Annotated in this window: 30 protein-coding genes; 27 read left to right on the forward strand and 3 right to left on the reverse strand. The window is 36.4% G+C overall.

Annotation, left to right across the window (positions count from 1 at the left end; genetic code table 11):
• The first annotated feature begins 19 nt into the window (after positions 1-19).
• The 14 genes from lacC (at position 20) to CBF31_RS08400 (ending at position 12,947) form a co-directional block, all read left to right on the forward strand.
• Positions 20-949 (forward strand): tagatose-6-phosphate kinase, encoded by a 930-nt coding sequence (lacC, locus tag CBF31_RS08335; RefSeq protein ID WP_126831965.1) that lies wholly within the window; start codon positions 20-22, stop codon positions 947-949.
• A 140-nt stretch (positions 950-1,089) separates the two neighbouring features.
• A complete protein-coding gene (locus CBF31_RS08340) occupies positions 1,090-1,572 on the forward strand; it encodes a PTS sugar transporter subunit IIB (RefSeq protein ID WP_126831967.1) in 483 nt (160 codons plus the stop codon).
• Between the two features lie 27 nt (positions 1,573-1,599).
• Entirely contained in the window at positions 1,600-2,526 is a 927-nt protein-coding gene (locus CBF31_RS08345) for a PTS mannose/fructose/sorbose/N-acetylgalactosamine transporter subunit IIC (RefSeq protein WP_126831969.1), read from the forward strand.
• Positions 2,513-3,325 (forward strand): PTS system mannose/fructose/sorbose family transporter subunit IID, encoded by an 813-nt coding sequence (locus CBF31_RS08350; RefSeq protein WP_126831971.1) that lies wholly within the window; start codon positions 2,513-2,515, stop codon positions 3,323-3,325. Before CBF31_RS08345 ends, CBF31_RS08350 begins: the two co-directional genes overlap by 14 nt.
• A gap of 41 nt (positions 3,326-3,366) precedes the next feature.
• Entirely contained in the window at positions 3,367-3,759 is a 393-nt protein-coding gene (locus CBF31_RS08355; protein WP_126831973.1) for a PTS sugar transporter subunit IIA, read from the forward strand.
• Positions 3,760-3,797: 38 nt separating this feature from the next.
• On the forward strand, positions 3,798-5,600 hold the full coding sequence (locus tag CBF31_RS08360) for a glycoside hydrolase family 35 protein (RefSeq protein ID WP_126831975.1): 1,803 nt from the start codon (positions 3,798-3,800) through the stop codon (positions 5,598-5,600).
• 38 nt (positions 5,601-5,638) lie between these two features.
• Complete coding sequence (locus CBF31_RS08365) at positions 5,639-6,445, forward strand: Cof-type HAD-IIB family hydrolase (protein WP_126831977.1); 807 nt, start codon at positions 5,639-5,641, stop codon at positions 6,443-6,445.
• Positions 6,446-6,539: 94 nt separating this feature from the next.
• Complete coding sequence (locus tag CBF31_RS08370; protein ID WP_281272815.1) at positions 6,540-7,310, forward strand: IclR family transcriptional regulator; 771 nt, start codon at positions 6,540-6,542, stop codon at positions 7,308-7,310.
• Position 7,311: 1 nt separating this feature from the next.
• Entirely contained in the window at positions 7,312-8,103 is a 792-nt protein-coding gene (locus CBF31_RS08375) for a hypothetical protein (protein WP_126831979.1), read from the forward strand.
• 222 nt (positions 8,104-8,325) lie between these two features.
• On the forward strand, positions 8,326-9,165 hold the full coding sequence (kduI, locus tag CBF31_RS08380; RefSeq protein WP_170167923.1) for a 5-dehydro-4-deoxy-D-glucuronate isomerase: 840 nt from the start codon (positions 8,326-8,328) through the stop codon (positions 9,163-9,165).
• A gap of 28 nt (positions 9,166-9,193) precedes the next feature.
• Positions 9,194-9,985: a gluconate 5-dehydrogenase gene (locus CBF31_RS08385; RefSeq protein WP_126831981.1), complete on the forward strand. Its 792-nt coding sequence runs from the start codon at positions 9,194-9,196 to the stop codon at positions 9,983-9,985.
• Positions 9,986-10,111: 126 nt separating this feature from the next.
• Positions 10,112-11,308, forward strand: a complete 1,197-nt coding sequence (locus CBF31_RS08390) for an MFS transporter (RefSeq protein ID WP_245977951.1) — start codon at positions 10,112-10,114, stop codon at positions 11,306-11,308.
• 19 nt (positions 11,309-11,327) lie between these two features.
• Positions 11,328-11,975, forward strand: coding sequence for a bifunctional 2-keto-4-hydroxyglutarate aldolase/2-keto-3-deoxy-6-phosphogluconate aldolase (locus tag CBF31_RS08395; RefSeq protein WP_126831985.1), 648 nt, complete (start codon positions 11,328-11,330; stop codon positions 11,973-11,975).
• Between the two features lie 33 nt (positions 11,976-12,008).
• On the forward strand, positions 12,009-12,947 hold the full coding sequence (locus tag CBF31_RS08400) for a sugar kinase (RefSeq protein WP_126831987.1): 939 nt from the start codon (positions 12,009-12,011) through the stop codon (positions 12,945-12,947).
• A gap of 25 nt (positions 12,948-12,972) precedes the next feature.
• Here CBF31_RS08400 and CBF31_RS08405 read toward each other — a convergent pair whose 3' ends face one another.
• A complete protein-coding gene (locus CBF31_RS08405; RefSeq protein WP_126831989.1) occupies positions 12,973-14,175 on the reverse strand; it encodes a toxic anion resistance protein in 1,203 nt (400 codons plus the stop codon).
• 3 nt (positions 14,176-14,178) lie between these two features.
• On the reverse strand, positions 14,179-14,874 hold the full coding sequence (locus CBF31_RS08410; protein WP_126831991.1) for a 5-bromo-4-chloroindolyl phosphate hydrolysis family protein: 696 nt from the start codon (positions 14,872-14,874) through the stop codon (positions 14,179-14,181).
• Between the two features lie 190 nt (positions 14,875-15,064).
• Between CBF31_RS08410 and CBF31_RS08415 the strand changes: the two genes are divergently transcribed.
• The 13 genes from CBF31_RS08415 (at position 15,065) to dhaQ (ending at position 24,353) form a co-directional block, all read left to right on the forward strand.
• Entirely contained in the window at positions 15,065-15,625 is a 561-nt protein-coding gene (locus CBF31_RS08415) for an NUDIX domain-containing protein (protein ID WP_126831994.1), read from the forward strand.
• A 23-nt stretch (positions 15,626-15,648) separates the two neighbouring features.
• Entirely contained in the window at positions 15,649-15,936 is a 288-nt protein-coding gene (gene macP, locus CBF31_RS08420) for a cell wall synthase accessory phosphoprotein MacP (RefSeq protein ID WP_126831996.1), read from the forward strand.
• 27 nt (positions 15,937-15,963) lie between these two features.
• Positions 15,964-16,659 carry a 5'-methylthioadenosine/adenosylhomocysteine nucleosidase gene (locus tag CBF31_RS08425; RefSeq protein WP_126831998.1) on the forward strand — a complete coding sequence of 232 codons (696 nt, stop codon included), beginning with the start codon at positions 15,964-15,966 and terminating at the stop codon, positions 16,657-16,659.
• Between the two features lie 47 nt (positions 16,660-16,706).
• On the forward strand, positions 16,707-17,255 hold the full coding sequence (locus CBF31_RS08430; RefSeq protein ID WP_126832000.1) for a cysteine hydrolase family protein: 549 nt from the start codon (positions 16,707-16,709) through the stop codon (positions 17,253-17,255).
• 128 nt (positions 17,256-17,383) lie between these two features.
• Positions 17,384-17,605 (forward strand): DUF2829 domain-containing protein, encoded by a 222-nt coding sequence (locus CBF31_RS08435; RefSeq protein ID WP_126832002.1) that lies wholly within the window; start codon positions 17,384-17,386, stop codon positions 17,603-17,605.
• 12 nt (positions 17,606-17,617) lie between these two features.
• Positions 17,618-18,376, forward strand: a complete 759-nt coding sequence (locus CBF31_RS08440) for a 3-oxoacyl-ACP reductase (RefSeq protein ID WP_126832004.1) — start codon at positions 17,618-17,620, stop codon at positions 18,374-18,376.
• Positions 18,377-18,487: 111 nt separating this feature from the next.
• Entirely contained in the window at positions 18,488-19,039 is a 552-nt protein-coding gene (locus tag CBF31_RS08445; protein WP_245977947.1) for a QueT transporter family protein, read from the forward strand.
• A gap of 97 nt (positions 19,040-19,136) precedes the next feature.
• A complete protein-coding gene (locus tag CBF31_RS08450; protein WP_126832006.1) occupies positions 19,137-19,904 on the forward strand; it encodes a hypothetical protein in 768 nt (255 codons plus the stop codon).
• A 134-nt stretch (positions 19,905-20,038) separates the two neighbouring features.
• The gene (gene dhaK / locus CBF31_RS08455) at positions 20,039-21,028 is read left to right on the forward strand and encodes a dihydroxyacetone kinase subunit DhaK (protein WP_126832008.1); all 990 of its coding nucleotides are present in this window, start codon (positions 20,039-20,041) and stop codon (positions 21,026-21,028) included.
• A gap of 31 nt (positions 21,029-21,059) precedes the next feature.
• The gene (gene dhaL / locus CBF31_RS08460; protein ID WP_126832010.1) at positions 21,060-21,641 is read left to right on the forward strand and encodes a dihydroxyacetone kinase subunit DhaL; all 582 of its coding nucleotides are present in this window, start codon (positions 21,060-21,062) and stop codon (positions 21,639-21,641) included.
• On the forward strand, positions 21,641-22,012 hold the full coding sequence (gene dhaM / locus CBF31_RS08465; protein WP_126832012.1) for a dihydroxyacetone kinase phosphoryl donor subunit DhaM: 372 nt from the start codon (positions 21,641-21,643) through the stop codon (positions 22,010-22,012). Before dhaL ends, dhaM begins: the two co-directional genes overlap by 1 nt.
• 76 nt (positions 22,013-22,088) lie before the next feature.
• The gene (locus CBF31_RS08470) at positions 22,089-23,225 is read left to right on the forward strand and encodes a glycerol dehydrogenase (protein WP_126832014.1); all 1,137 of its coding nucleotides are present in this window, start codon (positions 22,089-22,091) and stop codon (positions 23,223-23,225) included.
• 138 nt (positions 23,226-23,363) lie between these two features.
• The gene (dhaQ, locus tag CBF31_RS08475; RefSeq protein WP_126832016.1) at positions 23,364-24,353 is read left to right on the forward strand and encodes a DhaKLM operon coactivator DhaQ; all 990 of its coding nucleotides are present in this window, start codon (positions 23,364-23,366) and stop codon (positions 24,351-24,353) included.
• Between the two features lie 48 nt (positions 24,354-24,401).
• On the opposite strand, the gene dhaS is transcribed toward dhaQ, so the two are convergent.
• Entirely contained in the window at positions 24,402-24,959 is a 558-nt protein-coding gene (dhaS, locus tag CBF31_RS08480; RefSeq protein ID WP_126832018.1) for a dihydroxyacetone kinase transcriptional activator DhaS, read from the reverse strand.
• Between the last annotated feature and the right edge of the window lie 76 nt (positions 24,960-25,035).

Genomic DNA, 25,035 nt, shown 5'->3' on the forward strand with positions numbered 1-25,035 from the left:
TGAGTCAGGAGCGAATAAAATGATTTTGACTGTTACAATGAATCCGTCAGTTGACATGATGTATGCGATGGATAAGTTAGAGTTAAATACGGTGAATCGTGTTTCAGATGTACTGAAAAGTGCAGGTGGAAAAGGTTTGAACGTAACACGTGTCGCTCATCAATTAGGGTCAAAAGTTATGGCCACAGGGTTAGTTGGTGGTACAGTAGGCGCTTATATTGAAAAGGATTTAAACCGTTCAGATATTGAACATCACTTTTCACAAATAGCAAGTGAATCTCGTAATTGTTTGGCTCTGATCCATGAAGGAAATCAAACAGAAGTATTAGAAAAAGGTCCTACAATCTCTAAGGAAGAAGCAGATTCTTTCTTAGAGTTATATAGAGAACTATTAAAACAAGCGAATGTGATTACTATTTCAGGAAGCTTACCGCAAGGATTACCTACTGATTTTTATGTTTTATTAGTATCAGAAGCAGAAGCAGCAGGTAAAAGAGTGTTGCTTGATAGTTCAGGCCAATCATTAGAGGAAGTCTTGAAAAACGAATCCAAACCTTATATGATTAAACCAAATACAGAAGAATTAGAGGCCTTAATGGGAGTGAGCATCAAAACAGATGAATCGCTTAAAGCTGTTTTAGGTGAGTCATTATTTGATGGGATTCCACTAATTATGGTTTCGATGGGTGCAGATGGTGCGTTTGTTAAGCATAACGAAACATTTTTCAGAGTGAAAATTCCGAAGATAACAGTGGTTAATCCTGTTGGATCCGGTGATTCTACGGTAGCTGGAATGGCTGTTGCTATATCTGAAGGAAAAGATATTTCAGAGTGTTTAAAACTAGCGATGACTGCTGGTATGTTAAACACAATGGAAGCGAAAACAGGCTTTATTAATCCAGATAAAGTTGATGAGTACTTAAGTAAAATAGAAGTAACTGAAATTTAAATACACTGTCTTATTGCCTTTAGGGATAGGGAAATCCTATTCCTAAAAGTAATAGGGATGTAGAATAAATATTCTCTTCTAAATGTAAGCGTTTAAACTTATGTTCAGAAAAGATAAAAACAAAAAAGGAGCTGGTAAATATGGCAATAACAGCAGTACGTATTGACGGACGCTTGATTCATGGACAAGTTGCAAATCTATGGACACCGTCTCTAGGAGCAACAAGAATTATGGTTGTAGATGATAAAGTATCACAAAGTGACATTGAAAAGTCTGGTTTAAGAATGGCTTGTCCTGCAGGGACTAAATTAAGTGTTATCCCTGTTGAGAAAGCAGCTAAAAATATTTTAGATGGCCGATATGATTCGCAAAAAGTATTTATCGTCGTGAAAAAACCGGATGTACTTTTAGAACTAGTTAATAAAGGTGTTCCAATCACAGCAATTAATGTTGGGAATATGTCACAAACATCAGAAACAACACACATTAATAAATCAATCAATGTTACTGAAAAAGATGTTGCTGATTTTAAAGCTTTAGCTGATAAAGGTGTTAAATTAACAAATCAAATGGTTCCTGGCGACAAACCAAATGACTTTATGGAATTATTAAAAGACTTATAAATTAAAAAGGAATAGAGGGGAATTATTATGGGAATAGAATGGTGGCAAATATTATTATTAACGCTGTATGCGGGATATCAAATTTGTGATGAGTTAACAATTAACTCAAGCGCAGGTTCAGCAGTTTTTGCAGGATTTATTTCAGGTTTAATCATGGGTGACATGAAAACTGGTCTTATGATTGGTGGAGCGATGCAATTAACAGTTCTTGGAGTAGGGACATTCGGTGGATCTTCACGTATCGATGCTAACTCAGGAACAGTTTTAGCGACAGCTTTTTCAATTGGGTTAGGAATGAACAAAGAGTTAGCAATTTCATCAATCGCTGTACCAGTAGCAGCGCTATTAATTCAAACAGATATTTTAGCTCGTTTTACGAATACATTTTTCGCACACAGAATTGACAAACATATTGAAGATCATAACTACCGTGCAATCGAACGCAATTATTTATTAGGCGCTTTACCTTGGGCATTATCACGTGCTTTACCAGTATTCTTAGCTTTAACATTCGGTGGAGGATTAGTTAATACAGTTGTAGATTACATGAATAACCAATTAAGTTGGTTAGCAACAGGTTTAGAAACAGCGGGTGCAGTATTACCAGCAGTTGGTTTTGCGATTTTACTTAGATACTTACCAGTTAAAAAACACTTCCCTTATTTAATCTTAGGATTTGTTGTAACCGCAATCTTAGCTACAATTTATGGTGATGTTGGTGCCGTAGGTGGTGCAGTATCAGGTCTTTCAAAAGACTTCGCACATAACTTCTCAGGCTTACCAATGTTAGGTATTGCTTTAATTGGTTTTGGTATTGCAGCAGCAGAATATAACCGCAGTATGAATAAACCAGCGGCAGCTACAGCAGGTGTTGCATCAAATGCAACTGTTGAAGCCGATACAACTCAATCAATGGATGATATGAAGGGAGAAATTCTAGATGACGAACTCTAAATATAAATTAACAAAAAAAGACTTTAATCAAGTAAACCGTCGTAACTTATTCACATTCCAACTAGGTTGGAACTACGAAAGAATGCAAAATACAAGTTACTTATATACTGTGTTACCACAGCTTAGAAAAATTTATGGTGATGATACAGAAGACTTAAAAGAAGCGATGAAAAATCATACGCAATTCTTTAACACAAGTAATTTCTTTAATACAATCATTACAGGGACTAACTTAGCGATTGAAGAAAAAGAAGGAATTGAATCAAAAGAAACAGTTGCAGGGATTAAAGTTGGGTTAATGGGATCATTTGCCGCTATTGGAGATTCAATCTTCGCAGCGTTATTACCAGCTATATTTGGAGCTATTGCAGCTAATATGGCAGTTAATGGTAATCCGACAGGTATCTTCATTTGGATCGCAGTTAATATCGGTGTTATGTATTTCCGTTGGAGACAGTTAGAATTTGCTTACAAAGAAGGGGTTACCCTTGTTACAAAAATGCAAAGTAAATTATCAGCTTTGACAGATGCAGCTACATTATTAGGGGTATTCATGGTTGGAGCGTTAATTGCAACAATGATTAATATTAAAATTGGTTACGTTGCTCAAATCGGTGATTTAGCAGTTAATATCCAAGATAAAATTGACATGGTATTACCAAAATTAGTTCCTGCTGGTCTAGTTGGATTAGTATACTGGTTATTAGGACGTAAAAATATGACAGCAACTCGTGCGATTTTTATTGTATTATTCGTATCTGTGGCATTGTCAGCTTTAGGTGTAATTGCAAAAATTTAATTTTAAAAATTAGAATTTATTATAGAACGGAGAAGTTTGATATGAGTAAATTAGTATTAACAAGTCATGGTATTTTTTGTGAAGAATTGAAAAAAAGTGTAGAGATGATCTTTGGACCACAAGAAGAAATTTATACATTAGCTTTACTTCCTGAAGAGGGTGAAGAAGATTACGTTGCTAAATTTGAAGCAATTAAAGCGGAAACAGCAGGAGAACAACTTGTCGTTTTTGCTGACTTGTTAGGTGGTACACCATGTAACCAAATCTCTAAATACGTCATGCAAGGTGAAGATATCGAATTGTATTCAGGTATGAATATGCCTATGGTAATCAGCTATTTAAATGCTGGTATGACAGGACAACCTTTAAACATTATTGAAGAAGGTCCTGCTAGCATCAAACGTGTGAATGACTTAGTTCCTAAATTAGGTTAATAAATGAGAGTACATAATGAAAATGGTGGGGGAAAGAAATGACAACTTTTAATGTGACATCGGAATTTTTACTAGATAATGAACCGTTTAAAATTATTTCAGGAGCTTTACATTATTTTAGAGTTCATCCAGATTACTGGGAGCACTCTTTGTATAACTTAAAAGCAATGGGATGTAATACTGTTGAAACGTATATCCCCTGGAATTTACATGAGCCTAAAGAAGGTGAATTTGATTTTTCAGAAGGTCGTGATATTAACAAATTCATTACTCTAGCTGAAGAATTAGGACTATACGTTATCGTTAGACCCTCACCTTTCATTTGTGCAGAATGGGAATTTGGAGGACTACCTGGATGGTTGTTAAACTATCCAGATATGATTTATCGTACAACGGATTCGTTATTTTTAGAAAAAGTAGCTCCATTCTATCATGAGATTTTAAAACGATTAAAACCTCAACAAGTGACAGAAGGCGGCCCAATTTTGATGCTTCAAGTGGAGAATGAATACGGTTCATATGGTAATGAAAAAGAGTATCTTAGATCACTTGTTAAAATGATTAAAGATGAGGGTATTACCGTTCCGTTATTTACATCTGATGGGAGTTGGGACGAAACATTGCGTGCCGGTTCTTTAGTAGAGGATGGTATTCTTGCGACAGGAAACTTCGGGTCAAAAGCAGCTGAAAACTTCAGTAACATGCAAGCTTATTTTGATGAGAAAAATGTTGAAATGCCTATGATGTGTATGGAATTCTGGGATGGTTGGTTCAACAGATATAATGAGCCTATTATTCGCAGGAGCCCACAGGAGTTTGCTGAAGTATTAGAAGAGATGGTTAGTTTAGGTTCGCTTAATTTCTATATGTTCCAAGGTGGTACTAACTTTGGTTTTATGAATGGATGTTCAAGTAGAGGTTTAAAACGCCTTCCGCAAGTAACATCATATGATTACGATGCGCTGTTAACAGAATGGGGTGACCCTACTGAAAAATATAAATTAGCGCAAGCTATTTTATCCAAATATTCACCTGTTTCGGAACCACGTGTTTTAGGTAAAACGTCAGGGAGCGGTCAGTTAACTAAGGCAACAAACTTATTTGATGTTTTAGATAAAATCAGTACCCCTCAACATGTGATGTATCCTAAAACAATGGAAGCTTTTGACCAATACTATGGCTATATTTTGTATAGAACAACTGTATATTCAGCTAAAAAAGAACAGCGTGGACTATTAATGGGTGCTCAAGATCGTGTTCATATTTTTGTTAATCAAAAATTAGTCAAAACATTATATCAAGAAGAATTGTTAACTGATTTTATGTTGGATATGGAAATTGGAGACAATCAAATTGATATTCTTGTTGAGAATATGGGACGTGTTAATTATGGACCGCTATTACAGAGCGAGGGTCAACGTAAAGGGATTCAGCGTGGCTTTATGATGGATATTCATTTTGAATCAGATTGGACTGTTTATACCTTACCATTAGATAATATTGAAAAACTGTCTAACGACGCAAGTTGTGATGGTGAGAAAGCTGGACATTTTTATCATTATGATGTGATGCTAAACGAAGTCGCAGATACTTTCTTAGATATTACAGAATTTGGTAAAGGTGTTGCATTCTTGAATGGTGTGAACTTAGGAAGATATTGGAATGTTGGACCAATTGGTTATCTTTATATTCCAGCACCACTATTAAGAGAAGGTGACAATAAATTGGTTATTTTTGAAACTGAAAAAGAGTTACCACAAACTATTAGTTTTAAAGACCATCCGGTTTATATTGAAACAGAAAATCAAGATAACTTTAAAAAACCAACAGCTCCAATTTAAAAGTATGATCTTATATTTTGTTATGAAAGGGAGAACTAATGATACCGAAACTAATAGTAGTTGATTTAGATGGTACAACATTGAATTCAAATGGTGTTATATCTGAAGAAAACAAATTGAGTTTGAGAAAAGCAGCTGAACAAGGTATAGAAATAGCGATTGCAACTGGCCGCACATTTGAATCGGCTCGAGATTTTATGAATGAAATAGGAATAAATGGTCATGTAGTGACGTTAAATGGGAGTGGTGTACGCCATATTGAGGCGAATAAACCTCTTTATCTTAGCTACATTGAGCCAGAAGTTGTTTCTCATATGATGTCTGTAGATGGTGTTAATCGAGTTAACAGTTATTTTAATACAGGTGAAAAATCTTATGTTATCGTTCGTGAGCGTGAGATTTACGATTCATTTCCATTTAATCCAGCACTTCATGAAATTAACTCACTAGATGATTTAGGTTCGGATATTTCAAACCTTTCAAAATTATTGTTTTCAACAAGTGATAGTGAGTTGTTAGAAGAAATAAATCAAGGATTAAAAAAGCTGGCATTGGAAGTTGTTTATCCAGATAAGTGGTGTTTAGAAGTGACCGCTGAGGGTGTCAGTAAGGCTTCGGCTTTAGCTATACTAGCTGATGAATTAGGAATCACACAACAAGAAATTGCCGCTATAGGTGACAGTGAAAATGACTTAGAGATGATTCGATATGCAGGCGTGGGTATTGCAATGGAAAATGCGATGCCATCTGTTAAAGAAGCTGCTAAGTATATTACGACTCATCATAATGAAGACGGCGTAGCTTATGCTGTAACTAAATTGTTAGAAGGAGAATGGCCCATGTAAACGGCCATTCTTTTTTTGATATAAAGAAGCAAGGGTTTTCATGTTATTTCTTATATGGTATACTTAGTTTCTGATAAAGAAAGGGAGTGGTGGTTTGGACGTTTCAAAAAAACCATACGGTACAGTGTTAATTAGAGCCGCTAAAATTATGGATTATTTATCAAATTCATCTGAAAGTAAATGTTTAAAAGATATTGCAGAACAAACAGATATGACAACTTCAACAACATTGAAAATATTAGATACCCTTGTTTTAATCGGGTACGTGACACGTGATAATACAACAAAAGAATATACATTAGGACCTTCTCTAGTCAAGTATGCTAATAAATACATAAATGATTCGGTATTGGTTAAGGCAGCAACGCCTTATTTAGAGGAGTTACATGATTCAGTGGATGAAACGATTCATTTGGGAATTTACAGTGGTGATGAGGTGATGTACTTAACCAAGTTAGAGCCAAAGAAACAGTCTATTTATATGACATCAAAAGTTGGGAGTACTCGGCCGCTATATAGCTCAGCTATGGGAAAAGCGATTTTATCTGAGTTGCCAGAAGAAGAGGTTATATCTTATTTAGATAGGACCGACCTAGCGCCTTATACGCCTAATACCATTACAAATTCATTGGCACTTTTAGAAGAACTAAAGGTTGTTAAGAAAAGAAGTGTGGCATTTGATGATGAAGAAATGGAAAAAGATTGCTTCTGTATTGGGACTAGTATTGAATTAGGCGATAACATGTACGGCGCTTTTAGTGTCAGTATGCCTAAATTTAGAATTAATGAAGAAGTAATTGATTCATTAACTAAACAAATAAATGAAACTAAAAGAAAAATAGAGCTAAAAATTCAGGAGGGATAATATGTCAATTAAGATTTCGATTTTGAATAAAGATGGAGAAGTTAAACGTGAGCATAGTGCTGAAGAGTCAGTTTTTTTAGGGTTTAAAGAAGAGTATCAGGAAGGCGATATTATTAAGGTGGATTTATCTACTGAAGATAATTATCTAATGGTAGATTTAGATGGTACTCTTAATGAGAGTTTTATTTATGTTCCGGGAAAAACATGGGAATATAAAGTCATTACTGAAACATACCGTACGGCTTATCACCCAAATATGTTCAAAGGGGAACGTCATTATTTGGCAGTTCGTTACGCTAAGGATTATGAAGTGTCACAATATCGTAACTTAGCATTAAATCCGCACGATCAAAAAGACGATAGTGGGGCGTATCCACATGCTTCAGCGAATGTTGAAACCCGTAATGAAACAACATTTTTTGCTAGAAATGCAATTGATGGTATCTTAGCGAATGAGTATCATGGTCGTTACCCATATCAATCATGGGGTATTAACCAAGATCCGAATGCGTGTCTTAGAATTGATTTTGGTCGAAAAGTAACGATTGATCGTTTAGGCTTTATTTTACGAGGAGATTACCCTCATGATAGTTATTGGACAGAAGGTACTGTGACATTTTCTGATGGTGAAAAACGTGTATACTCTTTTGAAAAATTAATGGAAGAGCAAGCTTTTGATTTAGAAGGACCTAAAGAAATTGAATGGTTAGAATTTGATCAATTGATCAAACATGAGGACGAGTCACCATTCCCAGCGCTAACTCAATTATTTGTTTATGGTCGTAATAGTTAATTTAAGATAAGAAGCGAGAGATAACTCTCGCTTTTTTTTGATAACAATTAAAGCGTTATCATATTTAGAAATTTATTGAGTATAAGGCTTGAAAAAAAGTATAAGAGGCGTTATACTATGGTTGTATTTCTTTTTAGGAAAACTTAGTTTCTTATAAAGAAATTAAGTGGAGCGTCTTAGATGCTTGGATAACCTTTTAATAAAATGTGAAGGAGACGATTTATTATGAAAATGGAAACAAAATATGCACACAGTCCAGAGGATATTAGACATTACTCAACAGAACAATTAAGAGATGAGTTTTTAATTGAGTCTTTATTTGTACCAGGTGAAATTATGTTAACGTATACACACAATGATCGCATGATCTTTGGTGGTGTAACGCCAACAACAGAAGCTTTAGAAATTGTACTAACTAAAGAATTAGGTGTTGATTACTTCTTAGAGCGTCGTGAATTAGGTGTTATCAATATTGGTGGGCCGGGTAGTATTGTGATCGATGGTGAAGAGTCATCAATGAAAAAACAAGATGGTTATTATATCGGAAAAGAAACAAAACAAGTACTATTCAAATCTGATGATCAAGCTAACCCAGCTAAATTCTATTGTGTATCAGTACCAGCTCACAAAATTTACCCAACGGTTAAAATTAGTATCGATGATATTAAACCAATGGAAACTGGCGAACAAAAAACATTGAATGAAAGAAAAATTTATCAATACATTCATCCAAATATTTGCGAAAGCTGCCAATTACAAATGGGATACACAGTTTTAGCAGAAGGATCAGCATGGAATACTATGCCGTGTCATACACATGAGCGTCGCATGGAAACATACTTATACTTCGATATGGATCCGGATACTCGCGTTTTCCACTTCATGGGTAAACCAGACGAAACAAAACATTTAGTAATGGCAAATGAACAAGCGACTATTTCACCTAGCTGGTCAATCCATACAGGTGTTGCGACTGCTGATTATACATTCATTTGGGCGATGTGTGGCGAGAATATCACATATACTGACATGGATATGGTTGCAATGGATCAATTAAAATAAAAAACGAACTTAAAAAGGGGAACTTAAAATGACAGAATTTAACATGGATTCATTTAACTTAAATGGAAAAATTGCATTAGTAACAGGAGCTGTATACGGAATCGGTTTTGGTATCGCAGAAGCATTAGCAAAAGGCGGAGCTAAAATTGTTTTCAATAGCATCAATCAAGAATCAGTAGATCAAGGTTTAGCAGCTTACAAAGAAGCAGGAATCGAAGCTTACGGTTATGTATGTGACGTAACAGATGAAGCAGGCGTTCAAGAGATGGTTAAAAAAATCGAAGCAGAAGTTGGCGTGATTGATATCTTAGTTAACAATGCTGGAATCATCAAACGTATTCCAATGCTTGAAATGTCAGCTGAAGACTACCGTCAAGTTATTGATGTTAACTTAACAGGTCAATTCATTATGGCTAAAGCTGTATTACCATCAATGATTGAAAAAGGTCATGGTAAAATCATTAATATTTGTTCAATGATGAGTGAATTAGGACGCGAAACAGTAAGTGCTTACGCATCTGCTAAAGGCGGATTAAAAATGTTAACTAAAAACATTTGTGCTGAGTTTGGTGAGCATAACATCCAATGTAACGGAATTGGACCTGGTTATATCGAAACACCACAAACTGCACCATTACGTGTAGAAGGACATCCATTTAACAACTTTATTATTGATAAAACACCAGCAGCTCGTTGGGGTAAAGTAGAAGATTTACAAGGCCCTGCAGTGTTCTTAGCATCTGATGCTTCTAACTTTGTTAATGGTCATATCTTATATGTTGATGGTGGTATCTTAGCTTCTATTGGGAAACAACCATAAAAACGTGTCCCAAAGCTAAATAGAATGTAACATACTAGGAAATTAGTAGATATATTGAGAAGCAGCGCTGATTTCACAGTCGCTGCTTTTCTTATTTTAAATTAAATAGAAAGAGGGATGATAGTGATGCTCAAGAACTCTTTTTATGACGAGTTGAGTGAAACGAATAAGTATATTATTAAATGTTGTTTCTTTATCTTTTTTGTAAATGGTCTTTACGCAATGGTATTTGGCTCGATATTGCCATTACTAAGTGAAGCTTATCAATTAAATGACACGGTAAGTGGGATGTTGATTTCAAGTCATCAAGCAGGAAACTTAATTGCAGGTTTTCTTGCAGGAATTCTACCAGTATATCTCGGTCGTAAAAATTCTATTTTATTTTTAAGTAGTTTTGTTGTGATAGGATTTCTATTGATTATGGTAACGGGGCAACCGTGGCTGTTACTCGTAGCATTCTTCTTTACGGGGATAAGTCGTGGAAGTATTTCAAACTTTAACAATAAAACAGTAAATGACGTCTCAAATAGTAGTCCAGCTGCTTTAAACTTTTTACACAGTCTATTCGCAGTAGGGGCACTTTTATCACCATTTTTAGTCATTATTACAACCAAATTATTCGGTTCTAATGGTTGGCGTGTGACGAGTGCAATTATCATTGTTTTAATTTTAATTTCTCAATATATGTTTTCTAAAATGCCAATATCTTCAGAAGATGTGGCGCAGAAAAACGAGAAAGAAAAAGGAAGTTATGCATTCTTTTCCGAAAAACATTTCTGGACAACTGTTGTTATCTTATTTTTCTACCTGTGTGCAGAAGCTGCTATCACAGGTTGGTTAGTAAAATATTTTGTTGATACAGCTATTATGACAGTCTCACAAGCTCAGCTGTTATCTTCAGTCTTGTGGCTAGCTATTTTAGTAGGGCGTCTAGCTTGTACATTCTATGGAAGTCGTTTTGCTAAGAGTAAGTTGTTATTGGCGATAAGTATTGGCACAAGTGTTTTTTATATCTTGTTATTACAAGCTACTAATTTTTATGTCATCATGTTGATTATTTTTGGATTAGGGGCTTCAATGGGTGGAATATACCCAACAGCCATGACTATTGCAGGAAGCTCTATTAAAAAATATCCAATGGCGATGGGGTGGCTTTTAATTTTAGGTGGTATTGGTGGGATTACAATGCCGATTATTACAGGTGTTTTATCAACTAATTTTGGTATATTAGCCGGTATGTCTGCTATTATTGTGGCAATAATCGTGATGCTACTCGGTGTTGTTAGTTATGTTGTATTAGATAAAAAAGTTAAAAAAATTTAAATTAAATGGAGTGGTTAAAATGACAAAAAAAAGTAGAATTTTAGATCAATTAGCAAGCAATTATTTATTCGCAGTAGTACGTGGTAAAAATATAACAGATGGTGTTAAAATCTCAGAAGCATGTTGTGAGGGCGGTTTAAAAAATATTGAAGTAACGTATACGACACCACAAGCAGGCGAGGTTATTAGACAGGTAACAGAATCAATGACCGATAAAGAGGTTGTCATCGGAGCAGGAACTGTTTTAGATGATATTACAGCGCGTGACGCTATCTTATCAGGAGCTAAATTTGTTGTAAGCCCTCATTTTGATGCTAAAATTTCAAAAGTATGTAACCGTTACGCGGTTCCTTATTTACCAGGTTGTGGTTCAGTAACTGAAATTATTCAAGCGATGGAAAATGGGAGTGATGTTGTTAAATTATTCCCAGGTGGCTTATTGGGTGCAAGTTATATTAAGGATGTTCACGGACCAATTCCAGATGTTGAGATGATGCCTTCAGGTGGTGTTAGTATCGATAACTTGGATCAATGGATTGGAAATGGTGCTTGGGGTGTTGGTGTTGGAAGTGCCTTAACTCGTAATGTTGCAACAGATGGTTATGAAAGTGTTACTGTTGAAGCGAAAAAATTCGTAGATAAAGTATCAGCGATTAAGGAAGCTTAGGCTAGAAAACTTTAAATAAGGGAGCAATGAATGATGGCAGATGTAATCTTAGTAGGCGAACCAATGGTACTTTTTTATGCGAATGAAACAGGCTCACTTGCCGAAGTTAACAATTTTTCCAAAGGTTTAGCAGGAGCGGAAGTAAATGTTGGAATAGGATTGTCACGTTTAGGTCATGATGTCAACTACATGACTAAATTAAGTAAAGATGATTTAGGAACCTATATTCATGACTGTTTGAAAAAAGAAAAATTAGATTCAGACTATATTACCTATGAAGAAGATGCAAAAGTAGGATTGATGTTTAAAACAAAAGTGACCGAGGGTGATCCTGAAACTTTATATTATCGTAAAGGAAGCGCGGCTTCTACTTTATCACCAGCAGATGTTGATAAAATTGATTTTAAAGAAGTTAAATTATTACATATGACAGGTATTCCTGCTGCCTTGAGTCAAAGTAGTCGTGAGGCATGTTTTTCTTTAATGAAAGCGGCACGTGAAGCGGGCTGTTATGTAACATTTGATCCAAATTTACGTCCAGCTCTTTGGGAAAGCCAAGAGGTTATGGTAGATACATTAAATGAGCTCGCACGTTATGCTAATTTAGTACTACCAGGTGTTTCTGAGGGAGAACTATTAACAGGTAAATCAACTGTTGAAGAGATAGCAGATTTTTATATTGAAAATGGTGCTGAAACGGTTGTGATTAAAGATGGTGGAAAAGGAGCTTATGTAAAAGAAGCGAGACAAGAAATAGTCTTAGTTCCTGGGTTTAAAGTAGATAAAATTATCGATACTGTAGGAGCTGGAGATGGCTTTGCTGTTGGTATTATTGATGGTTATTTATCTGACTTTTCTATCACGGAAGCTGTTAAAAATGCTAATGGAATTGGAGCAATTCAAATCCAACATGTTAGCGATAACGAAGGATTACCTACAAGAGTAGAGCTAGAAAAATTTGTGAACCAATAAAAAAAGCGCCTAATCGGCGCTTTTTTTATTGGTTACTCATATCAAGTAATTTTGTTTTTAATTCATTTTCCATTAAGCCGAGTTCTTTTTCAGCGGCACGGCGTTTTTCTTTACCTTCTTTTTGAATACGTAAAGTTTCTTGGATCGTTTCAATCAAATCAGATTGAGTTTGTTGTAAGGTTTCAATATCAACAAAGCCACGTTCATTTTCTTCAGCTGTTTCGATAGCTGATATTTTAAGCATCTCTGAGTTTTTCTTAAGTAAGTCGTTGGTTGTTTCAGAGACTTGGCGTTGAGCTGTAACGGCATCTTTTTGTCTTAATAGTGTTAAAGCGATAGCCACTTGGTTTTTCCATAGTGGAATAGCTGTGTTAATCGACGCTTGGATTTTTTCAGCAAGTGCTTGGTTCGTATTTTGAATTAAACGAATTTGAGGCGCTTGTTGAATGGTAATTTGACGGGCTAGGTTTAAATCATAAGTACGTTTGTCTAAACGGTCTAAGAATTGATTCAAATCATTAACAGTTTGAACGTCCATTTGGTCGCCAGTTTCTTCTGCGTGTTTAATTGCAGCAGGAATTAGTTCATTTTTAAGCTCGGCCATTTTAACTTCACCAGCCGCGATGTAGATGTTTAAGGCATCGAAATAATCTTTATTTTTATGGTAAAGTTGTTCTAACATCACGTTATCGCTTAGTAAGCCATTTTTTTCTTTGTCTAGTTTAACCGCAATGTGGTCGATTTGAGCCCCAATTTTTTGATATTTGGCTGTGATTTCATAGATGGATTCTTTTACTTTTCCAAACATACGCTTGAAAACATTTTTTTCTTGCGCTTGTAGTTCACTAGGGCTTGCTTCATTTAAACGGTACATCAATTCAGTCAGTGAGTCACCAACTGGGCCAATGTCTTGGTTTTGAACTTGACTAAGCATAGAATGTGAAAATTCGCTTAATTTTTGTTGTGCTGCTGCACCGTAGCTTAAGACCGCTTGCGAATCGTTAACGTTAATTTGGCTCGCTAATTCACGGGCTTGTTTTTGACGGTCTTCTGGAAGACGATCAATCAACTTAGGTGCAACCTCAGCTTCCGCTAAGTCATGGATATTTTTGTTGGTATCCATTTTAACGGCAGCATCAAGGGTGTCACCAAAAGGGTTGCTTAGTAAATCATCTAATGTATTAGTAACGGGTTGTTCGGTTGGTTGTACGGGCTTTAGTTCTGTCATAGTCTAGTTCTCCTGTTCTTTTTCAGTCTCTGTTTCAAAAGAGGCTAGCTCTTTTTCGCGGGCCATATTTTGTTCAGCTATCGCGATTTCGATATCAAGTTCTTCTAAGTCATCAGCAACAATCGCTTGATAGTCAGCCACCAATAATAGTGAGACATCATTAATGACGGTTGCGCTTTTTTCTAATGCTTGATAGGTCGCTTTGTTTTTTAAATCATGACCGTCTATCTCAAGGTATTTACCTGTTAAGTCTACTAAGTTAGGTAAGTGAGTATAAAGGAACTGATCTGCTTTATGTAGTTTGCGAGGTTCTTTTACTAACTCTTTAAAGGTTGCTTTTGCTGCTTTAACGGTGTCATTACGTAAATCAATGGCACGTAGTTTTGATGTAGCTGCCATGTTTTCTTCCAATTGAACAATCATTTTTTTTGTATGAGCCATTGTCTCTCTAAAAAAGTCGATTTGTTGGTCGGTCATGCCATTATCATAGTAATGTTGTGACTTTTCTTCCGTTAAAGTTGGAATAGTCTTAATTGTTTTTCTACGACGACCTTTTAAATAACGGACTAAATAGATAAGCCATCCAATCAATAGTAAAGTCATAAAATCGCCATTAGCAAAAAGTAAACTAACAATAGTCAAAGTTATTAAAATATAAAAGAAGCGTTTGTTTTTTTGTTTCCTTGTTTTTAGGGACATCCCTTTCACTCCATTCGTTGTATCACGTTATGTCTTTATTTTAGCACAAGTTATCTTTAAGAATATCGGTCCAAAGATGGATTTATAAAACTTTAAAAGATTTTAATAACTTTTGCCACATATTCGGGATATAATTGTAAAATAGAAACTGACACGGTATGATTAAGGTAGTGTCAAAGGAGGCTATGGTATGACTGTAGATAATTTTGAAGAAGTGACGGTATCACGGCGAGCTATTTTTAAAGGGAAGGTTATTGAAGTAGTTGTCGATGAAGTCAAATTACCATCGGGTGAGATGAGCCAAAGAGAATTAGTTCTCCATAACGGTGCGGTAGGAATCATGGCCGTAACTTCAGATGATAAAATTGTATTAGTCGAACAATTCCGAAAACCTTTAGAGAAGACAGTTTTAGAAATACCAGCTGGCAAAATAGAAGTTGGAGAAACGTGTTATAAGGAAAGAGCAAGACGTGAGTTAGAAGAAGAAACAAGTTATGCGGCAGCTGATTGGAGTTTAATAAGTGATTTTGCAACAGCGCCAGGCTTTTCAAATGAACGTCTCTATTTATATAAAGCAACACAACTAAAAAAAGTAGCAGACCCGTTACCACAAGATGATGATGAATTAATCGTCTGTCATGAGTTAACATTGTCAGAAGCGAAAGCAGCGATCGACTCTGGTTGGATAGATGATGCTAAGACTATCATTGCGATTCAACAGTGGGAAATTCAGTGTTTAAAGGGTAAGTAGGGTATGAAATAGGAGGATAACAAGTGGGAGAGCAAGAGCCATTGTTAACGCGTAAAGAAATTCGTGCGATGAAAGCGAAAGATAAAAAAACGGCGCGAGAAAAATTACAAGCAACAGAAAAAGAATTTGAAGCGAAACAAAAAAAGATTTCTAAGTTCTTTAAAAGAGAGCGTAAAGAGTTAAAGCCAGTGACTAAAAGTCGAACAGAAGAAAATGAAAAAGTAAAAGAACGTGGCAGTATTTTGAATAAACTTATTATTATAGTAGCGTTATTACTCGTTATCATGGTTTTAGCTATTTTTTACTTATAAACTAAATTAAGATTGGGGCATATACAGATGAAAATTGGAATTATTGGAGCGATGGCAGAAGAAATTCGCTTACTCCGTCAAGAGATGACAGATAGCAAAGAATGGACAGAGGCAGGCGCAACATTCATCTCTGGAACATTAAAAGGCAGTGAGGTTGTAGTTGTTCAATCAGGAATTGGGAAAGTTCTAGCAGCGTTAACAACAACGTTATTAATTAGCCACTATAAAGTAGATGCTGTGATTAATACAGGATCAGCTGGTGGAATTGGTGAAGGACTTGCGATTGGTGATGTGGTTCTTTCTAATAAATTAGCGTACTATGATGCAGACGTGACCGCCTTTGGTTATGAAATGGGTCAAATGGCAGGGATGCCTTTGTACTACGAAGCAGATACTGTGTTAATTGAAAAAGCAGAAGTAGCGGCTACAAAAAATAACCTACAAACACGTACAGGTTTAATCGTGTCAGGTGATACATTTGTAGATAGCCAAGAAAAGATTAAAGAAATTAAATCATATTTCCCTGAAGTTTTGGCTAACGAGATGGAAGGCGCAGCGATTGCCCATGTGGCTCATCAATACAAAGTGCCATTCGTTGTAATTCGTGCGATGAGCGATGTTGGCGATGAAAATGCTAGCGTGAACTTTGATGACTTTATATTAGAAGCAGGTCGTCATTCTGCAGAGATGGTTATGGCTCTTGTAGAAGAATTAAATGCTTAACTGTAATTAAACTATAATGAGATAATTAACCTCAGGAGGAAACAGAAATGAAAGCCTTACTATCGATTGATTATACCTATGATTTTGTAGCAACAGATGGTGCCCTGACAACAGGGGAACCTGGACAGGCCATTGAACATGAGTTAGTCGCTCTGACGAAAGAATTTATTGAGGCAGGTGAATACGTGGTATTTGCCATAGATGGTCACGATCCAAGTGATCAGTATCATCCGGAAAATAAATTATTCCCACCTCATAACGTGGTAGGAACAACGGGTAGAAATTTATATGGGTCTTTAGCAGACGTCTATAGTAACGAACAGTTAAACCCACGTGTCTATTGGATTGATAAACGTCATTACTCAGCGTTTAGCGGGACTGATTTAGATATCAGATTACGTGAGCGTGGGATTACAGAACTTCACTTAACAGGTGTCTGTACAGATATCTGTGTCTTGCATACAGCGATTGATGCTTATAATCTAGGTTATAAGATTGTCGTTCATGAAAAAGCAGTTCAAAGTTTTGATCCGATAGGCCATACATGGGCGCTTAATCATATGATGACAGCTCTTGGCGCAACAGTTATCTCATAAAACTATTAATCTTTTTAAGAAATTAAAAAGATTAATAGTTTTTTTTACTTTAAAGGCTATTAATAATAACTATTAACATGATATTATGATTAAGTTAATGAAACTTTAAGAAATGGAGGCGCACGCAAATGACATTCGAAGAAATTTTACCCCGTTTAAAAGCAGGAGAAAAAATTATTCGTAACGGTTGGAGTGGTTGTGAAATTGGCGTTATCATTGTAAACGAAGCGGTTTACGAAGGTAAAACAGTGACACCACACTTTTTAATCCAGACGAGTGATGAAGGCTATTCAATGTTCTCACCAACAGTATGTGATATTTTAGCAGATGATTGGCAAGTCGTAGAATAAAGGAGTTAGCAGATGTTAAAAACAGATTTACGAGGAAAAGTAGTACTAATTACGGGAGTTGCTTCTGGTATAGGCGAGGCGCAGGCAATAGCATTTTTAAATGAAGGCGCGTTAGTATGTGGCGTTGATATTGCTTCTTTTGATAATTTATCACCACTTTTACAAGAGTCTGATCAGTTTTTATTTGTTGAAGGCGATATCTCATTAAGTAAAACGGCAGAAAAAGCAGTCGGTTTAGCAGTCGATAAATGGGACAGTATTGATATTTTATTAAATACAGCAGGTGTTCTAGATGACTTTACCTCAACACTTGAAACGAGCGAAGAAAAATGGGACCGTATGATGGCAGTTAATGTTAAAGGCATGTATCTGATGACAAATATGGCCTTGCCATTTTTATTAGCTAGTGAGGATAAAGGTGTTGTCATTAACATGACCTCTATTGCCGGAACTATCGGCGGTGGCGGCGGTGCGGTTTATACCACATCCAAACATGCCGTAATCGGCTATACGAAACAGTTGACGTATGATTATGCAAAGCAAGGGTTACGTGCTAATGCGATTGCGCCTGGTGCTATTAAAACACCGATGAATGCAGCGGATTTTGAGGGTGACGCCGTAATGGCTAAATGGGTAGCTGAGGAAACACCAGCAGGCCGCTGGGCGGAAGCTGAAGAAGTAGCTAATCTTAGTTTATTTTTAGCAAGTCCTCTAGCCGATTACATTCACGGAGCAGTTATTCCAATCGATGGTGGCTGGACAGCCAAATAAAAATGTAACACAATACGACACTTAGTCCTATAAATTATAGGCAATCCTTTGGTCGTATTTAATCACTAAAATAGTTTTGAAAGGACTATTTTATAAAGGAGAAAACTAAATATGATAAACAAACAAGAGACAGTAGCAAGTAAAGCATTAGAGCAGGAGTCTATTTTGACACCGAAGAGTATGAGTAAAATGGCAATGGTTATGGCACTATATGTGGTAGTAACAGTGATGATAAGTCCTTTAAGTTATGGCTTTTTGCAAATTCGATTTGCGGAAATGTTTAATTATTTGGCGGTCTATAATAGGCGTTATATCGGAGCAGTATCACTAGGTGTTGCCATTGCGAATCTAAATTCACCACTAGGGTTAATAGACGTGGTAGTAGGGAGTCTATCGACCTATGTGGTACTTACGATTATTTACTATGTTACTCGAAAAATGACTTCCGAGCGCAATAAATTGCTTTGCGTGCCAATTATTTGTAGCTTATCTATGTTTACGATTGCTGCTCAATTGTTTATTTTGGGAGATGCACCTTTCTGGGTATCTTATTTAACCATTGGTATTGGTGAATTTGTCTCACTAGCTATCGGTTTAGGTGTTATTTGGTTAATGTCTAAAATGACGGATATGAAGAAGATAAAAAAACTAATCCAAGAGTAAAACGATTAAAGTTTGCTTAATTCAACTAGAATTAGGCAGGCTTTTTTTGTTAGGTCGATTATACTTAAAGAAAATGAGCGTGAAGGGAGGAATAGGGATGGTTGCTGATGAATCCGTAAGGTTAAAAAAATATTACCCTACAGTAGAGGGGCTATTTGGTGGCAGCCAAACGCTGTATTATGATAATCAGTATGGCGTTTTAGATGGGATTTATTATGGTGGCTGTGGGTTGGTAGCTATGGCAGATTATCTACTATACCGGTCGCAAATGGAAAAAGACCTAGTTGAAACGTTACCGCTTAGTTTAAGAGGGATGGCACACTCTTTACAGGCCTATCAGAGTTTTCTTGAACAGTTAAGTTCAACGTGTGTGGCGCCTCTTAGACGCCCGTTTTATTCCCTTAAACATCATCCTCAAAATGGTGAGTATTTACTAGGGATTCAAGGTTGGCAACTGGTTCGGGGATTTAAACGTTACTATAGAAGGAACGAGTTATCAGATAGGCTCGTTCAATTTTTGAAAATCAAGCACTATAAAGAAGATATAGTAGAGGTTATTAGAGAGCAGCTAAGTAAAAATCATCCTGTCCCTCTTTTAATAGGACCGACAGCAACACAATTTCCAAAAGGTTTGAGAGTATTAGGGGGAAAACAGGAGCTAGAGATGTATAAGGTCACGTCAGAGGGGAAAATTGGTTCAGCTGTGAGTGTCACCTCTCATTGGGTGACGATTGTAGGTATAGAAGAAAATGATGATGAGTCTTATTTTAGTGTGGCCTCTTGGGGCGAAAAATACTTAATAAAAGTAAAGTCAACCTTAAATCTAACAGATTATTTCAGTGGAATTTTAAAAATAACGTCCTAAAACCGCACAGTGATGCGGTTTTTAATTTATCACAAATGAAAGCGGACACATTTTGAATTCTGTCCGTTCCAAAGAAAGCCTTTTCACGGTAAGATGTAATCAAGATAAAGATAACAAGAGAGGCGTGGTACTAAATGAAAAAAATTATTAATCAACCAGAAAACGTATTAGATGAAATGTTAAACGGACTTGTTTACACAAACGATAAATTAATCGAACGTGTTGGCGAAAGCGGAATCATTTTAAATAAAAACCTTAAAAAAGGTAAAGTTGGTTTAGTAAGTGGTGGCGGTAGTGGTCACGAACCAGCTCACGCAGGGTTCGTAGGACAAGGGATGTTAGATGCGGCAGTTTGTGGGCCAGTCTTCACATCACCAACACCTGACCAAGTTTTTGAAGCCATCCAAGCCGCTGATCAAGGCGCTGGCGTTTTACTTATTATTAAAAATTATTCAGGCGATGTGATGAACTTTGAAATGGCAAAAGATTTAGCTGAGATGGAAGACATCGAAGTTGAAACAATTATCGTTGATGATGATATCGCAGTTGAAGATAGTACATATACAGCAGGTAAACGTGGGGTTGCGGGAACAGTTCTTGTTCACAAAATCTTAGGTGCTGCAGCTGATAAAGGCGCAAGCTTAGCAGAAGTTAAAGCAATCGCTGATAAAATCGTACCAAACATTAAAACATTAGGTGTGGCCTTAACAGGTGCGACTGTTCCAGAAGTTGGACATGCAGGTTTCACTTTAGCAGAAGACGAAATCGAATTTGGTGTTGGGATCCACGGCGAACCTGGTTACAGAAAAGCTAAAATTGCACCAAGTAAAGAATTAGCAAAAGAAATCGTTGAAAAATTAAAAGGCCAATTCAACTGGGCTAAAGGCGACAAATATGGTGTCTTAGTCAATGGATTAGGTGGAACACCATTAATGGAACAATTTGTTTTCATGAATGATGTTAAAGCTTTATTAGAAGAAGAAGGCTTAGTGATTGAATTCAAAAAAGCTGGCGATTACATGACAGCGATTGACATGCAAGGTCTATCTCTAACAATGGTTCACTTAGAAGAAGACGCTTGGTTAGAAAACTTAGATTACAACGTAACAACAATTGCTTGGTAAAAGCAAGTTTGAAAGATAGAGGAGAATGATTATGGACGCAACAGCAATTAAAAAATGGTTAGAACTATTCACAGTAAAAGTAAATGAAGAAAAAGCTTATCTAAGCGATTTAGACGGCGCTATCGGTGACGGCGACCACGGTATGAATATGGCTCGCGGTACAACTGAAATGCAAGCGGCTATGGAAGCTAAAAATCCAGAAACACCAGCAGATATCTTCAAATTAGCTGGTATGACACTTGTCAGCAAAGTCGGCGGAGCGTCTGGTCCATTATACGGATCAGCATTCATCGGAATGGCTAAAGCAGCTAAAGATTCAGATGATTTAGCTGAAATCTTAAAAGCAGGTCTTGATGGCATCCAAAAACGTGGGAAAGCTGAAATCGGCGAAAAAACAATGGTCGATACATGGGCACCTGTGATTGCGTCTTTAGAAAATGGCGACTTAACAATTGAAAAAGTTGAAGAGATTGTCGAAGCAACAAAACCTATTATTGCAACAAAAGGTCGCGCGTCTTACCTAGGCGAACGTTCTGTTGGTCACTTAGATCCAGGAGCTGTTTCAAGCGGCTACTTATTCAAAACAATGATTGAAGCGGGGGTAAACGCATAATGGCAGAATTAGGAATGGTCATGGTATCTCACGTACCAGAATTGGTAGCAGGGATTAACCGTTTATTAAATGAAGTAGCAAAAGATGTTTCAATTACCATTGCAGGTGGAACGGATGATAACGAAGTAGGTACAAGCTTCGAGAAAATCAATGAAGCCTTTGAAGCTAACGAAGGGGAAAAAATTCTAGCTTTCTACGATTTAGGAAGTGCGAAAATGAACCTAGAGATGGCAATGGAAGTAGCAGACAAAGAAGTTGTGTTATACGATACAGCATTTGTTGAAAGTGCCTACACAGCAGCGGCTTTAATTCAAGCTGGCGCACCATTTGAAGCGATTGATGAGCAATTACAAGCGCTAAAAGTGAAATAAAAAAGCAAGACTAGCAGTACTTAAAATCGGTAATAATAAAATTAACCATATAACTATTAATTAGGAGGAATTTCAAATGAGAAAAGCGTTTATTTGTCCAACAAAATATGTTCAAGGTGAAAATGAATTATTAAACTTAGGTTACTTCGTTAAAACTTTCGGTGAGTCAGCTTTATTAATTGCCCACAAAGATGACATCGCTCGTGTACAAAAACAATTAGATGAAACATCAGCAAAATTTGGTGTTAAATTTATTACAAGTGACTTCAACGGAGAGTGTTCTCGTCAAGAAATCGCTCGCTTACAAGAAGTTGCAAAAGAAAATAAAACAGACTGTATCGTAGGTCTTGGTGGCGGTAAAGCTATCGATACTTCTAAATGTGTGGCTGAAGGTGAACACTTAATCATCGTGCCAACAATTGCTGCAACAGATGCACCAACAAGTCACTCAGCAGTTATGTACACTCCAGAAGGCGAATTCGATGACTATGCTTACTTCAAACAAAGCCCAAGCGTTGTTATGGTTGATACAACAATCATTGCAAATGCTCCAACTCGTTTCTTAGTAGCAGGTATGGGTGATGCATTATCAACTATGTTTGAAGCTCGCGCAACAGCGAACTCATTCTCAAACGTTAATGCTGGCTTACCATGTGGTGTATTAACTGGTGAAGCTAAAGGCGCTAAAAATACAATTGCTGCTTACACTATGGCAAAAGTATGTTACGAAACATTATTAGAAAATGGATACAATGCTAAAGTAGCGTGTGACAACAACTTAGTAACACCAGCTTTAGAAAACATTGTTGAAACAAATATCTTACTTTCAGGTTTAGGTTTCGAAAGTAGTGGTCTTGCTGCAATCCATGCAATCCATGATGGTTTAACAGCTTTAGAAGGAACACATCACTTCTTCCACGGTGAAAAAGTAGCATTCAGTACAATTTGCCAATTAGTATTAGAAAATGCTGATACTGAAGAATTATACGAAGTATTAGACTTCTGCTTATCAATCGGCTTACCAGTATGTTTAGCTGATATCGGTGTTGAGTCAATCACATTTGAAGAAGCTATGGAAGTTGCTGAAAAAGCATGTATCCCTGAAGAATCAATTCATTCAATGCCATTCCCTATTGAAGTTGAAGCAGTAGCATCAGCTATCATGGCAGCAGATAAAATTGGTAGTGACTACAAAAAAGCGCAATTAGCTTAGTCCTTTCTAATAATCATCCTTTAAAACCTACGTTTTAGAGGATGATTTTTTTTTATCTCAAAAGGTACGAATTAAACTGCTGATTTATGTTAAACTAGCAGTAATAAATCGTAAATAGATAAAGTTGGAGTGCGTGAGATGAAAAAGATAATGAACCGAGCGGACGATACAGTCAGTCAATTACTAAATAGTATCGCCTATGCTTATGATGATAAATTAAAAAGAATTCCGCAAACAGGGATTATTGTGAGTCAAAAAATGGCTGAAAATAAAGTAGCGGTGATAAGTGGTGGAGGGACAGGTCATGAGCCTGCTCACTCAGGATATGTTGGTGAAGGAATGTTGAGTGCAAGTATCAATGGACCGATCTTCATCCCGCCAGCTGTAAATGAAATTGTTCAAGCGATCGAATTAGCGGATCAAGGTCAAGGTGTTTTGTTAGTGGTTAAAAACTTTGAAGCTGACGTAGCAAACTTTTTAGCTGCTGAAGAATTGGCAACAAAACAAGGTCATGATGTTGATCATGTGATTGTCAATGATGATTGTTCGATTGAAAAAAGTAATTTCAAAAAACGCCGTCGTGGTGTTGCTGGAACAGTCTATGTTCATAAGATTTTAACTGCTGCAGCAGGTGAGGGGAAGTCACTAGATGAGTTAGTTACTCTGGGTGATGAAGTAGTCGCGAGTATGAATACGTTAGGTGTTGCTTTATCACCAGGTACCATTCCTGGAACAAGTCAGACTCAATTTTCAATTGGAGAAAACGAGATTTCATTTGGGATTGGAATTCACGGCGAAGCAGGGTACCGCGTTGAGCCATTAGAATCATCGGAGCAACTAGCAAATGAATTGATTAATAAATTAAAAACGCACTACAACTGGAAACGTGGGATGAAGTTAGCGATTCTGGTGAATGGATTAGGGGCAACGCCTTTGATGGAATTACACGTTTTTGCCAATGATGTGAGACGTTTGTTGATGCTTGAAGAAGTGGAAGTAAGCTTCAAAAAAGTTGGGAATTATATGACGTCTATTGATATGGCAGGCGTATCACTGACTTTCTTGGAATTAAAAGAAGAACAATGGTTAACCTATTTAAATACACCAGTCTCAACATACGGTTGGTAATATAAAAAAGCACACGTTGTTTTCTAATTAGAAAAATAACGTGTGCTTTTAATGATTTAATAAACCGTGGATAGCTTGCTCTAATAGTAAAGCTGTTTGGCCAGCTAATTCTTCAGGTGGTGTCTTACATCCTGACAAAATCCATTCTTTTGTTACACCTACAAAGGCGTGACTGAAAAATTCAGAACTGAATACTAAACTGTCTTCGCTTTTAATTTTTCCTTGTTGCGTGGCGATATCAGCTATAATCGTTTTTAAAAGTTCTTGTGTGTGTTGAAAGAAATAATGGTCAAAAGAATTTTGTTCCGAAACGGCTAAAGCATTGCGATAGAAAATTTGGTTGTTGTAAAAATAATCTAGTATACGTAAAATAACTTTATCCCATTCCTCGTAATCTAGGAAATCACTAATATTTTCAGTAATGTCTTGCTGATAGGTCCAGCCAAGGAGCTCGTATTTATCTTGGAAGTGATTATAAAACGTTTGACGTCTGATCTCAGCTTCTTCCATAATTTGGCTAATCGATACTTTTTGAAAGGGTGTCGTTTGCATGACCTTTTTCAGTGAATAAGCAATTACTTTTTTTGTAATTAATGATTCTTGCATGATGCTACCCCCTCTATAATCTCTTGGTTATTATAACACGTTGATTGTGATAGGAGAAAGGTAAAACATGTATAAA

This window comes from Vagococcus fessus (genome assembly GCF_003987565.1).
GTDB classification, from domain to species: Bacteria; Bacillota; Bacilli; order Lactobacillales; family Vagococcaceae; genus Vagococcus_D; species Vagococcus_D fessus.

What these genes read in the sequence shown, in the direction of transcription:
- CBF31_RS08375 (WP_126831979.1), top strand. Translation starts at nt 7,312, where the DNA reads ATGTCAATTAAGATTTCGATTTTGAATAAAGATGGAGAAGTTAAACGT.
- CBF31_RS08470 (WP_126832014.1), top strand. Translation starts at nt 22,089, where the DNA reads ATGAGAAAAGCGTTTATTTGTCCAACAAAATATGTTCAAGGTGAAAAT.
- dhaS (WP_126832018.1), bottom strand. Translation starts at nt 24,959, where the DNA reads ATGCAAGAATCATTAATTACAAAAAAAGTAATTGCTTATTCACTGAAA.
- CBF31_RS08345 (WP_126831969.1), top strand. Translation starts at nt 1,600, where the DNA reads ATGGGAATAGAATGGTGGCAAATATTATTATTAACGCTGTATGCGGGA.
- CBF31_RS08385 (WP_126831981.1), top strand. Translation starts at nt 9,194, where the DNA reads ATGACAGAATTTAACATGGATTCATTTAACTTAAATGGAAAAATTGCA.
- CBF31_RS08390 (WP_245977951.1), top strand. Translation starts at nt 10,112, where the DNA reads ATGCTCAAGAACTCTTTTTATGACGAGTTGAGTGAAACGAATAAGTAT.
- CBF31_RS08445 (WP_245977947.1), top strand. Translation starts at nt 18,488, where the DNA reads ATGATAAACAAACAAGAGACAGTAGCAAGTAAAGCATTAGAGCAGGAG.
- CBF31_RS08400 (WP_126831987.1), top strand. Translation starts at nt 12,009, where the DNA reads ATGGCAGATGTAATCTTAGTAGGCGAACCAATGGTACTTTTTTATGCG.
- CBF31_RS08425 (WP_126831998.1), top strand. Translation starts at nt 15,964, where the DNA reads ATGAAAATTGGAATTATTGGAGCGATGGCAGAAGAAATTCGCTTACTC.
- CBF31_RS08395 (WP_126831985.1), top strand. Translation starts at nt 11,328, where the DNA reads ATGACAAAAAAAAGTAGAATTTTAGATCAATTAGCAAGCAATTATTTA.
- CBF31_RS08355 (WP_126831973.1), top strand. Translation starts at nt 3,367, where the DNA reads ATGAGTAAATTAGTATTAACAAGTCATGGTATTTTTTGTGAAGAATTG.
- CBF31_RS08340 (WP_126831967.1), top strand. Translation starts at nt 1,090, where the DNA reads ATGGCAATAACAGCAGTACGTATTGACGGACGCTTGATTCATGGACAA.
- CBF31_RS08360 (WP_126831975.1), top strand. Translation starts at nt 3,798, where the DNA reads ATGACAACTTTTAATGTGACATCGGAATTTTTACTAGATAATGAACCG.
- dhaL (WP_126832010.1), top strand. Translation starts at nt 21,060, where the DNA reads ATGGACGCAACAGCAATTAAAAAATGGTTAGAACTATTCACAGTAAAA.
- dhaK (WP_126832008.1), top strand. Translation starts at nt 20,039, where the DNA reads ATGAAAAAAATTATTAATCAACCAGAAAACGTATTAGATGAAATGTTA.
- CBF31_RS08350 (WP_126831971.1), top strand. Translation starts at nt 2,513, where the DNA reads ATGACGAACTCTAAATATAAATTAACAAAAAAAGACTTTAATCAAGTA.
- lacC (WP_126831965.1), top strand. Translation starts at nt 20, where the DNA reads ATGATTTTGACTGTTACAATGAATCCGTCAGTTGACATGATGTATGCG.
- dhaQ (WP_126832016.1), top strand. Translation starts at nt 23,364, where the DNA reads ATGAAAAAGATAATGAACCGAGCGGACGATACAGTCAGTCAATTACTA.
- CBF31_RS08415 (WP_126831994.1), top strand. Translation starts at nt 15,065, where the DNA reads ATGACTGTAGATAATTTTGAAGAAGTGACGGTATCACGGCGAGCTATT.
- CBF31_RS08365 (WP_126831977.1), top strand. Translation starts at nt 5,639, where the DNA reads ATGATACCGAAACTAATAGTAGTTGATTTAGATGGTACAACATTGAAT.
- CBF31_RS08450 (WP_126832006.1), top strand. Translation starts at nt 19,137, where the DNA reads ATGGTTGCTGATGAATCCGTAAGGTTAAAAAAATATTACCCTACAGTA.
- CBF31_RS08430 (WP_126832000.1), top strand. Translation starts at nt 16,707, where the DNA reads ATGAAAGCCTTACTATCGATTGATTATACCTATGATTTTGTAGCAACA.
- CBF31_RS08410 (WP_126831991.1), bottom strand. Translation starts at nt 14,874, where the DNA reads ATGTCCCTAAAAACAAGGAAACAAAAAAACAAACGCTTCTTTTATATT.
- CBF31_RS08405 (WP_126831989.1), bottom strand. Translation starts at nt 14,175, where the DNA reads ATGACAGAACTAAAGCCCGTACAACCAACCGAACAACCCGTTACTAAT.
- CBF31_RS08435 (WP_126832002.1), top strand. Translation starts at nt 17,384, where the DNA reads ATGACATTCGAAGAAATTTTACCCCGTTTAAAAGCAGGAGAAAAAATT.
- CBF31_RS08440 (WP_126832004.1), top strand. Translation starts at nt 17,618, where the DNA reads ATGTTAAAAACAGATTTACGAGGAAAAGTAGTACTAATTACGGGAGTT.
- dhaM (WP_126832012.1), top strand. Translation starts at nt 21,641, where the DNA reads ATGGCAGAATTAGGAATGGTCATGGTATCTCACGTACCAGAATTGGTA.